Here is a 9,737-nt window from a genome sequence, read left to right as displayed (position 1 = left end):
CCAGCAGCACCGTGCGGGTGGCCGCGGGCAATCGGAGGACCCGCCCGTGGAAGGCCAGCTGCAGCCGCTGGGTGAGCGCAGGCGGCTGCGTCCCGATCGGCCCCGTGGCACCGATGGTCGACGGAAGTTCCAGCAGCGCCAGCGGATTGCCGCCCGACTCGGTGAGCAGCCGATACCGCTCGGCGGGGGAGAGCCGGACCGGGCCCGTGTCCAGCAGCGCGGCCGCCGCCTCCGGTCGCAGTCCCGGTACCACGAGCTCCGGCAGACCGGGCGCGGGGAAATCTTCGGGGCCGGGCCGGGTGGCGAACAGGATGACCACACCCTCGGCGTCGAGCCTGCGCGCGGCGAACAACAGCGCCTGCGCGCTGGCCCGGTCCAGCCAGTGCGCGTCGTCGATCAGGCACAGCAGCGGACCGTCGGCGGCTTCCTCTGCCAGCAGCGTCAGCACCGCGAGCCCGATCAGCATGCGGTCCGCCGGAGTCCCGTCACCGAGCCCGAAGGCGGCCTCGAGCGCCTCCCGCTGCCGCGGCGGCAACCCCGGGACCAGCGCCATCCCCGGCCGGACCAGCAGATGCAGTGCCGCGAACGGCAATTCGGCCTCGGACTCGATCCCCGCGCTGCGCACCGTCGGAACCCCTTGCGCTGCCGCGTAATCCAGCAGCGCCGACTTGCCGATTCCCGCCTCGCCGCGCAAGACCAGCGCCCCGCTGCGCCCGGCCCGTGCCGCCGCGAGCAGCTCGTCGATCCTGGCCTGTTCGGCGTCGCGTCCGTGCAGCATGCGCACCACGCTAGCGCCGTACCGGTAGCCCGGCCGCGAAAGTACTTATAGGCGACTGATTCGACGACCCCCACCGGCGCCATAACGTAGGTGTCATCGCAGGAACAACCCGCGAAACACCAGCTCAAAGCCTATTTCGGAGGTCGAGATGAACACCGTCGTCGCGCAGTACCTGGAGACCTGGAACACCCGCGAGCCCGGCGCCCGCCGCGCCGCGGTCACCCGCCTGTTCACCGAAGCGGCCCGCTACGTCGACCCGCTGGTGGCCGTCACCGGCCACGCCGAGCTCGAGGCCGCCATCGCCGGCGTGCAGACCCAGTTCCCCGACTGGACTTTCCGCCTGGCGGGCCCGGTCGACGCCCACCACGACCAGGTCCGCTTCACCTGGGGCCTCGGCCCCGCCGACGGCGAGCCCGTGGTGATCGGCTTCGACGTCGCCGTCCTCGCCGGCGGACGCATCGACAGCGTCTACGGCTTCCTCGACCAGGTGCCCGCCACCGCCTGACATCCCCTCTCAGCCAAGGAGTTCCGCCATGACCACCGCCACCCCGTCCCGCCTGTCCGCCCTGGTCGCCGGGGAGAACCTGCTGCCGTTCTCACTGCGCCTGGACGCCGCCGTCACCACCGCCAACGGCCTGGCCTACCTCGCCCTGGCCCAGCCGCTGGAGACCCTGCTCGGCCTGGACGCCGGCCTCGGCCGCGCGATCGGGGTGTTCCTCACGGTGTACGGCCTGGCGGTCGCCGTGATCGGTGCCCGCACCCCGGTCAACCGGCCCGCGACGGCCGCGGCGGCCCTCGGCAACTCGGCCTGGGTCGTGGCGAGCCTGGTGGCCCTGCTCGGCGGCGCGCTGAGCCCGACCACGGTCGGCGCGGTGTGGGCGGTCATGCAGTCGGTGACCGTCGGCGCCTTCGCCGCCCTGCAATACCTGGGGCTGCGCCGCACCCGCTGAACCCCCGGCGAACGCGGGGCCAGCCTCCGGTGGCCCCGCGTCGTCGTGATCAGCGCACCAGCAGCGCGACCGGCAGCCGGGCGAACAGCGCGTCGGCCCTGGCGATCCCCGCGTAGGTGTTGCCGGTCAGCCGGTCGGTCCAATTGCCTTCCGGCAGCGGCAGTGTGGTGTCCAGCCAGCCGGTCGGCGCCAGCCCCACCGAATGCCGGGCCGCCGCGACGATCACCTCCGGCTCCTCCCCGGCGGGCCCGCGACCGTAGGCGACGAACCGGTGCGCGTGCTCGCCGACGGCGTACAGTGGCCGGTACATCCCGCCCACGAAGCACTCCGGCCGCTCCCGGCGCAGCCACAGCGCGTAGGCGACCACCCACATCTTCGCGGCGCCGGTGGTATCCAAGGTCGGTGTGTCGGTGAGGGATTGGAGCATCCCCGCGCGCACCGCGAAATTGACCGGCCGCCGGTTGTCCGGGTCGACCAGCGAGTCCTCCCACAGCTCGGTGCCCTGGTAGATGTCCGGAATCCCGGGCCCGCACAGCTGCAACAGCTTCTGCGCCACCGCGTCCGACCAGGCGTGCGGGGCCAGCTCGTGCGCCAGATCGCCGATCCCGGTGCCCACCGGCCCGTCGATCACCGCGTCCAGCCAGCCGTGCACCGCCGACTCGAACGACGCGTCGGGCTCCTCCCAGGAGGTCTTCACCCCGGCCTCGCGCATCGACTTCTCCGCGAACAGATGCAGCCGATCGCGCAGTCCCGGCACCGACGACGCGGGCCGCCCGTCGGCGGGCCACACCCCGAACATGTTCTGCAACAGGAACAGTGCCGTCGCCCCGTCCGGTGCGGGGGTTGTCTCCAGCCAGCCGCGCACCCGCAGCGCCCACACATCGGCCACCTGCGAGAGCACCCCGATCCGGGCCCGCACATCCTCGCCGCGCTTGGTGTCGTGGGTGGACAGCGTCGTCATGGTGGCGGGCCAGCGCTGCGCGCGTTCACTGTTGGACAGGTGGAAGTCGTTGATCGAATGCCCGAACCGCGCCGGATTCCCGCCGACCTCCTGCAGCGACACCAGCCGCGCGGCCTGATAGAACATGGTGTCCTCGACCGACTTCGCGGTGATCGCCCCGCACACCTGGGAGAACCGCGTGGCCGCCTCACCACCCACCGCCAGCGCGGTGACCAGCACCGACAGCGGCGCGGTCAGCTCGGCATTGCGCTTCTCCACCTCCGCGACCACCGCCGCGGTGATCCCCGCCAGCGGCGCGTAGTCCACCCGGTAGACCGGCATGAACGCCAGCACCTCGATGGTCGCGTTGCTCACCGAGAGCGTGTCGAAACTGCCCGCGTTGCCGTCGCGTTTGATCGCCGCGACCAGCCGCCGGATCTCCGGCGCCAGAATGGTCTCGGCCACCGCGCGTTTGATCCGGTGCTCGGTCTCGCCGAACCAGGCGCGATCGCTGCCGTGCCCGGCGACCTGCTGGGACAGCTCGGTCAGCGGTGCCTCACCGGTGGGATCGAGCAGTACCCCGCCGAGGTCGGCGAGCGCGTCGTAGCCGGTGGTGCCGTCGACCGGCAGCGTCGCGTCGAGGGGTTCCCGGTTGGCCAGGATCTTCTCCACCAGCAGCAGCCGCTGCGGCCCGATCAGCCTGCGCAGCCGGGTGAGATAGGCGCTCGGATGGGCCAGCCCGTCCGGATGGTCGACCCGCACCCCGTCGATCAGATCGTGCTCACACCAGGCCGCCAGCTCGCGGTGCGTCGCCTCGAAGACCTCCGGGTCCTCCTGCCGGATCGCGGCCAGGCTGCTCACCGCGAAGAACCGGCGATAGGTGCACACGCCCGCCTTCCAGCTCACCAGCCGGTAGTGCTGGCGATCGTGGATGCGCAGCGCGTTGTCGCCGTCGGTGCCCGGCGCGATCGGGAACCGCAGATCGTGCAGGGCCAGCATCGGTTCCGGGCCGGACCGGTCGACGGTCAGCGCGGCCGGATCGTTCTCGCTCTGCAGCACCGGCAGCGCCAGCCTGCCACCGGCGCCGTTGCCCTGACTCCAGTCGATGTCGAAGAACTTGGCGTACTTGGAGCTCTGGCCGGTGCGCAGCACATCCCACCACCACGGGTTCTGCCGCGGATCGCCCACACCCACATGATTGGGCACCAGGTCCACGATCAAGCCCATGCCGCGGCTGCGCACCTCGTCCGAGAGCGCCTTGAGCCCGGTCGGCCCGCCCAGCGCCGCGGAGACCGTGGTCGGATCGGTGACGTCGTAGCCGTGCGTCGACCCGTGCGTCGCGGTCAGGATCGGCGACAGGTACAGGTGCGAGATCCCCAGCTGCTGCAGGTATTCGGCGATGGCCCGCGCGTCGGCGAAGGTCAGCGCGTCCGGGCGCAGCTGCAGCCGGTAGGTGCTGCGCACCGTGCTCGGCCGGATGGGCGCACGGTGCAGCAGGGTGAGCGGGTCGGTCACGTAGGTCTCGGTCATCGTCTCGGCTAGGCGGTTCGGCGCAGTACCAGCAGGCAGCGGCTGGGGACAGGAAGTATCGCCGACGCGGCAAAGACGGCGTCGGCGGCACCGGTGGGGTTCGAACAATCCAGGGCGAGAGTCCATTCGACACCGAACTCCGGCCCCGGCACTACGAAATCGATCGCTTCGTCGTGCGCATTGAAGCACAGCAGGAACGAGTCGTCGGTGATGCGTTCCCCCCGCGGACCCGGCTCGGGGATGCCGTCGCCGTCGAGCAGCATGGCCAGCGACTTGGCGAAGCCGCTGTCCCAGTCCGCGGTGGTCATCTCCGTGCCCGCCGGAGTGAACCAGCCGATCTCACGCCCGCGCGCGCCGTCGCCCGGTCCGGCCGCCAGGAACCGGCGTCGCCGGAAGACCGGGTGCGCGGTGCGCAGCGCGATCACCGAGCGGGTGAACGCCAGCAGCTCGGCGTCCGCGCTCGCCCAGTCCATCCACGACAGCGGCGAATCCTGGCAGTACACATTGTTGTTGCCCGATTGGGTGCGGCCGATCTCGTCACCGTGCGAGAGCATCGGCGTGCCCTGGCTCAGGATCAGCGTGGCCAGCAGATTGCGCTGCTGCCGCGCCCGCAGCGCCAGGACCGCCGCGTCGTCGCTCGGCCCCTCCACCCCGCAGTTCCAGGACCGGTTGTAACTCTCCCCGTCACGATTGTCCTCCCCGTTGGCGTCGTTGTGTTTCTCGTTGTAGGACACCAGATCCCGCAGCGTGAACCCGTCGTGCGCGGTGACGAAGTTGATGCTCGCCCCCGGCCGCCGCCCGGTGGACTCGTACAGATCCGAGGACCCGGTGAGCCGATACGCGAACTCGCCCAGCGTCGCGGGCTCACCCCGCCAGTAGTCGCGCACGGTGTCGCGGTACTTGCCGTTCCACTCCGTCCACAGGGTGGGGAAGTTGCCGACCTGATAGCCGCCCTCGCCCACGTCCCACGGCTCGGCGATGAGCTTGACCTGGCTCACCACCGGGTCCTGGTGCACCAGGTCGAAGAACGCGGAAAGCCGGTCCACATCGTGCAATTCGCGTGCCAGCGTCGCGGCCAGGTCGAAGCGGAAGCCGTCGACGTGCATGTCCAGGATCCAGTAGCGCAGCGAGTCCATGATCAGCTGCAAGGTGTGCGGATGCCGCACATTGAGGCTGTTGCCGGTGCCGGTGTAGTCCCGGTAGTGCTCCGGGGACGCTTCGTCGAGCCGGTAGTAGGCGGCATTGTCGATCCCGCGCAGACTCAGCGTCGGCCCGAAGTGATTGCCCTCGCCGGTGTGGTTGTAGACCACGTCGAGGATCACCTCGATGCCCTCGGCGTGCATGGCCCGCACCATCGCCTTGAACTCGGTGACCGCGGCGTCCCCGCGCGGCCGCGCCGAATACTGGTTGTGCGGGGCCAGATACCCGATGCTGTTGTAGCCCCAGTAGTTGCGCAGGCCCTGATCGGTGAGCACGTGATCGTGGAAGAACTGGTGCACCGGCATCAGCTCGATCGCGGTGACGCCCAGGCTCTTCAGATGCTCGACGATCGCCGGATGCGCCAGCCCCGCGTAGGTGCCGCGCAGCTCCGGCGGCACGTCGGGATGGGTCATCGTCATGCCCTTGACGTGCGCCTCGTAGATCACCGTCTCGTGGTACGGCCGGTTCGGCGGTCGATCGGCGCCCCAGTCGAAGAACGGGTTGATCACCACCCCGGTCATCGTCTTGCCGAGCGAGTCCAGGCCGTGGGTGTAGAGCGAGGGATCGTTGACGAACTCGCCGTCGAAGGCTTTCCCGTACGGATCGAGCAGCAGTTTGCTCGGATCGCAGCGCAACCCGAGTTCCGGCTCGTAGGGCCCGTGGATGCGGAAGCCGTAGCGCTGCCCGGGCGTGACGGTGGGCAGATAGGCGTGCCAGACGTGCCCGTCGACCTCGTCGAGCCCGATCCGCGTCTGCGCGCCGTCCTTGCCGATCAGGCACAGCTCGACCCCGGTCGCCACTTCGGAGAACACCGAGAAGTTGGTCCCCGCCCCGTCGTAGGTCGCGCCCAGCGGATACGCGGTACCCGGCCACACCCCCAGTGCGGTCAGCTCACCGGATCGGTCGTGCGGGCTCGACATCCCACGACAGTAGAGGAATCCACGCCCCGGGCGCGCGCGGATGTGGCGGCCGACTCCCCGTCCGCCGGGCCGGGCGGGTGATAACTTGAACGGTGTTCAAGGCCGTCGTTCCGGCGGCACCGGGCGACGACGAGGAAACCAGTGGACCTGACTCCGGAGCAGATCAGCGCCCTCGATGCCGAGCACGTCTGGCATCCCTACGGCGGCTTCCCCGCGACGACCGAACCGCTGGTGGTCGCCGGCGCGGCGGGCACCCGGCTCACCCTGGCCGACGGGCGCGAACTGGTCGACGGCATGAGCTCGTGGTGGGCCGCGGTGCACGGCTACCGGCACCCCGTGCTCGACGCGGCCCTGCTGGCCCAATCCCAGCGGATGAGTCACGTGATGTTCGGCGGCCTCACCCACGAACCAGCGACCCGGCTGGCCCAGCTGCTGGTCGAGCTCACGCCCGCGGGCCTGGACAAGGTCTTCCTCTGCGATTCCGGCTCGGTGTCGGTCGAGGTCGCCACCAAGATGTGCCTGCAGTACTGGCGCGGTGTCGGCCGCCCCGGCAAACACCGGCTGCTCACCTGGCGCGGCGGCTACCACGGCGACACCTTCACCCCGATGAGCGTCTGCGATCCCGAGGGCGGCATGCACGCGCTGTGGACCGATGTCCTCACCGAGCAGGTCTTCGTCCCCGCGCCGCCGCGCGACTTCGACCCCGCCTACGCCGCCGTCCTCGCCGAGGCCGTGCGCGAGCACCGCGACGAACTGGCCGCCGTCATCGTGGAACCGGTCGTCCAGGGTGCGGGCGGCATGCGCTGGCACGACCCCCGCTACCTCACCGAACTGCGCCGTATCTGCGACGAGAACGAGGTGCTGCTCGTCTTCGACGAGATCGCCACCGGCTTCGGCCGCACCGGCGAACTCTTCGCCGCCGACCACGCCGGCGTCACCCCCGACGTGATGTGCGTCGGCAAGGCCCTGACCGGCGGCTACCTCACCCTCGCGGCCGCCCTGTGCACCCCGCGCATCGCCGAGACCATCAGCGCCGCCCACGGCGGCCTCATGCACGGACCCACCTTCATGGGCAACCCCCTGGCCTGCGCGGTCGCCGTCGCCTCGCTGGAACTGCTGCTCTCGCGGGACTGGCGCGGTGAGGTCGCGCGCATCGAGGCCGAGCTGACCGAGGGCCTGGCGCCGCTGGCCGGGCTGGCCGGAGTCACCGACGTGCGCGTCCTCGGCGCCATCGGCGTCGTCCAACTGGCCACCCCGGTCGACATGCGCGCCGCCACCGACGCCGCCGTGGCCGCGGGCGCCTGGCTGCGCCCCTTCCGCGATCTCGTCTACACCATGCCCCCGTTCATCAGCACGACCGCCGACATCGCCACCATCACCGGCGCGGTCCGCGCGGCGGTCGAGGCGTCGCTGCGATGAGCGCCCCGACGGTCCTGAACGGCGTTCAAGTAAGCTCCCCAGCTGTGACTACGGATCCGTTGAGCTGGTTGGACGAGCGCGCGGCCGAGCGGGTCGACGCCGGACTGCGCAGGCACCTGCGCGTGCGCGCCGCCGAGTCGCCCGCCATCGACCTGGCCTCCAACGACTACCTCGGCCTGGTGCGCCACCCCGAGGTCGTCGAGGGCGCCATCGCGGCCGTGCGCCGCTGGGGCGCCGGGGCCACCGGCTCCCGCCTGGTCACCGGCACCACCGCCGCCCACGACGAGCTCGAGGCTGACCTGGCCGAATTCGTCGGCGCCGAAACGGGATTGGTCTTCGCCTCCGGCTATGCCGCCAACCTCGGCGCGGTCACCGCGCTCGCCGGCCGCGGCACCCTCGTCGTCTCCGACGCGGGCAGCCACGCCTCCCTCGTCGACGCCTGCCGCCTCTCCCGCGCCCGGGTGGCCGTCGCCGCGCATCGCGATGTCGACGCCGTCGAACGCCTGCTCGGCGAACGCACCGAAGAGCGCGCACTGGTCCTCACCGATTCGGTGTTCAGCGCCGACGGCGATCTCGCGCCGCTGGCCGACCTGCACCGGGTCACCCGGGCCGCGGGCGCGATCCTGATCGTCGACGAGGCGCACGGCCTCGGCGTGCGCGGTCGCGGTGGCCGGGGCCTCGTGCACGAGCTGGGCCTGGCCGGCGAACCCGACCTCGTCATCACCGCGACACTGTCGAAGGCGTTCGCCGCCCAGGGCGGTGTCGTCCTCGCCGACGCCCGCATCCGCGCCCACCTCATCGACGCCGCCCGCACCTTCATCTTCGACACCGGCCTGGCTCCCGCCGCGGTCGGCGCCGCCCGCGCCGCCCTGTCCCTGCTGCGCCGCGATCCCACCATGGCCACCCGCGTCCTGGACCGCGCCGCCGACATCGCCCGCATCGCCGGAGTCCCCGACCCGGACTCCGCCGTCGTCTCGGTGGTGCTCGGCGACGCCCAGCTCGCCTACGACGCCGCCCAGGCCTGCCGCGCCCGCGGCCTCGACGTCGGCTGCTTCCGTCCGCCGTCGGTCCCCGAGGGCACCTCCCGCCTGCGCCTGACCGCCCGCGCCAACCTCAGCGAGGCCGAACTCGACACCATCGCCGAGGTCCTCGGCGATGTGCTCGCCGCCGCGCGTGGCCGGGAGGTGGTCCCGGCATGAGCATCCTGTTGATCACCGGCACCTCGACCGATGTCGGCAAGACCGTCGTCACCGCGGCTCTGGCCGCCGCCGCGACCGCCGCGGGCCGCACCGTCGCGGTGTGCAAACCCGCCCAGACCGGCATCGCCCCCGGCGAACCCGGTGACCTCGCCGAGGTCACCCGCCTGTCCGGCGTCACCCGCACCGTCGAACTCGCCCGCTATCCCGAACCGCTGGCACCCGACACCGCCGCCCGCCGCGCGAGCATGCCCCTGCTCGCGCTGGACGAGACCATCGCCGCCGTCGACGCACTCACCGATGCCGACCTGGTCCTGGTAGAAGGCGCGGGCGGCCTGCTCGTCCGAATGGGGGAGTTCACCCTCCTCGACGTCGCCCAGAAGCTCGGCGCCCCGGTCCTCGTGGTCGCCGCCGCCGGCCTGGGCACCCTCAACCACAGCGAACTCACCACCCGCACCCTGGCCGCCGCCGGCGTGCCCTGCGCCGGTCTGGTCATCGGCTCCTGGCCGTCGGCTCCCGACCTGGCCGCCCGGTGCAATCGCGACGACCTGCCCCGGATCACCGAGACCCCGGTGCTCGGCGCGATCCCCGAAGGCGCCGGTCGCTGGGACTGCACCCGCTTCACCGCGGCCGCCCCCGGCTGGTTCGCCTCCGGCTGGCAGCCCTGATCGATCGCCGATGATCATGGACGGCGTACGAAATAGGCGCTGACCAGGCGATTTGACTTCGTGTTCGGCGATGCGTAACTTAATTCGAGTCAGAGCGACACGGACACCGACCCGGCCACCAGGTGGCAGGGAAACG

At 71.5% G+C, this 9,737-nt stretch carries 8 protein-coding genes; 5 read left to right on the top strand and 3 right to left on the bottom strand.

Annotation, left to right across the window (positions count from 1 at the left end; all coding sequences use genetic code 11):
• Positions 1-778, bottom strand: a 778-nt coding sequence (locus ACWEMY_RS28775) for an AAA family ATPase (protein ID WP_452392541.1), incomplete at its 3' end; no start/stop codon positions are given.
• A gap of 148 nt (positions 779-926) precedes the next feature.
• On the opposite strand from ACWEMY_RS28775, the gene ACWEMY_RS28770 reads away from it, so the two are divergent.
• Positions 927-1,283: a nuclear transport factor 2 family protein gene (locus tag ACWEMY_RS28770; RefSeq protein ID WP_452392540.1), complete on the top strand. Its 357-nt coding sequence runs from the start codon at positions 927-929 to the stop codon at positions 1,281-1,283.
• A 28-nt stretch (positions 1,284-1,311) separates the two neighbouring features.
• Positions 1,312-1,728 (top strand): hypothetical protein, encoded by a 417-nt coding sequence (locus tag ACWEMY_RS28765; protein ID WP_452392539.1) that lies wholly within the window; start codon positions 1,312-1,314, stop codon positions 1,726-1,728.
• A gap of 49 nt (positions 1,729-1,777) precedes the next feature.
• On the opposite strand, the gene treY is transcribed toward ACWEMY_RS28765, so the two are convergent.
• Complete coding sequence (gene treY / locus ACWEMY_RS28760; RefSeq protein ID WP_375937912.1) at positions 1,778-4,198, bottom strand: malto-oligosyltrehalose synthase; 2,421 nt, start codon at positions 4,196-4,198, stop codon at positions 1,778-1,780.
• An 8-nt stretch (positions 4,199-4,206) separates the two neighbouring features.
• Complete coding sequence (gene glgX, locus ACWEMY_RS28755; protein ID WP_452392538.1) at positions 4,207-6,318, bottom strand: glycogen debranching protein GlgX; 2,112 nt, start codon at positions 6,316-6,318, stop codon at positions 4,207-4,209.
• 141 nt (positions 6,319-6,459) lie between these two features.
• Between glgX and ACWEMY_RS28750 the strand changes: the two genes are divergently transcribed.
• From ACWEMY_RS28750 to bioD, 3 genes are read left to right on the top strand one after another with little or no spacing between them, the layout of a single operon-like run.
• Positions 6,460-7,737, top strand: a complete 1,278-nt coding sequence (locus tag ACWEMY_RS28750) for an adenosylmethionine--8-amino-7-oxononanoate transaminase (RefSeq protein ID WP_452392537.1) — start codon at positions 6,460-6,462, stop codon at positions 7,735-7,737.
• Positions 7,734-8,936: an 8-amino-7-oxononanoate synthase gene (locus ACWEMY_RS28745; protein WP_452392536.1), complete on the top strand. Its 1,203-nt coding sequence runs from the start codon at positions 7,734-7,736 to the stop codon at positions 8,934-8,936. Before ACWEMY_RS28750 ends, ACWEMY_RS28745 begins: the two co-directional genes overlap by 4 nt.
• Positions 8,933-9,601, top strand: coding sequence for a dethiobiotin synthase (bioD, locus tag ACWEMY_RS28740; RefSeq protein WP_452392535.1), 669 nt, complete (start codon positions 8,933-8,935; stop codon positions 9,599-9,601). The genes ACWEMY_RS28745 and bioD overlap by 4 nt, the downstream gene beginning before the upstream one ends.
• The last annotated feature ends 136 nt before the right edge of the window (positions 9,602-9,737 follow it).

The organism is Nocardia sp. NPDC004415, assembly GCF_053602435.1.
The sequence above is the reverse complement of the archived record's forward strand: the minus strand, read 5'-3'. Positions and strand labels throughout refer to the sequence as shown.

Bases quoted from the DNA above. Each gene is read 5' to 3' on its own strand.
- treY (WP_375937912.1), bottom strand. From the start codon at position 4,198: ATGACCGAGACCTACGTGACCGACCCGCTCACCCTGCTGCACCGTGCG.
- ACWEMY_RS28745 (WP_452392536.1), top strand. From the start codon at position 7,734: ATGAGCGCCCCGACGGTCCTGAACGGCGTTCAAGTAAGCTCCCCAGCT.
- ACWEMY_RS28765 (WP_452392539.1), top strand. From the start codon at position 1,312: ATGACCACCGCCACCCCGTCCCGCCTGTCCGCCCTGGTCGCCGGGGAG.
- glgX (WP_452392538.1), bottom strand. From the start codon at position 6,318: ATGTCGAGCCCGCACGACCGATCCGGTGAGCTGACCGCACTGGGGGTG.
- ACWEMY_RS28770 (WP_452392540.1), top strand. From the start codon at position 927: ATGAACACCGTCGTCGCGCAGTACCTGGAGACCTGGAACACCCGCGAG.
- bioD (WP_452392535.1), top strand. From the start codon at position 8,933: ATGAGCATCCTGTTGATCACCGGCACCTCGACCGATGTCGGCAAGACC.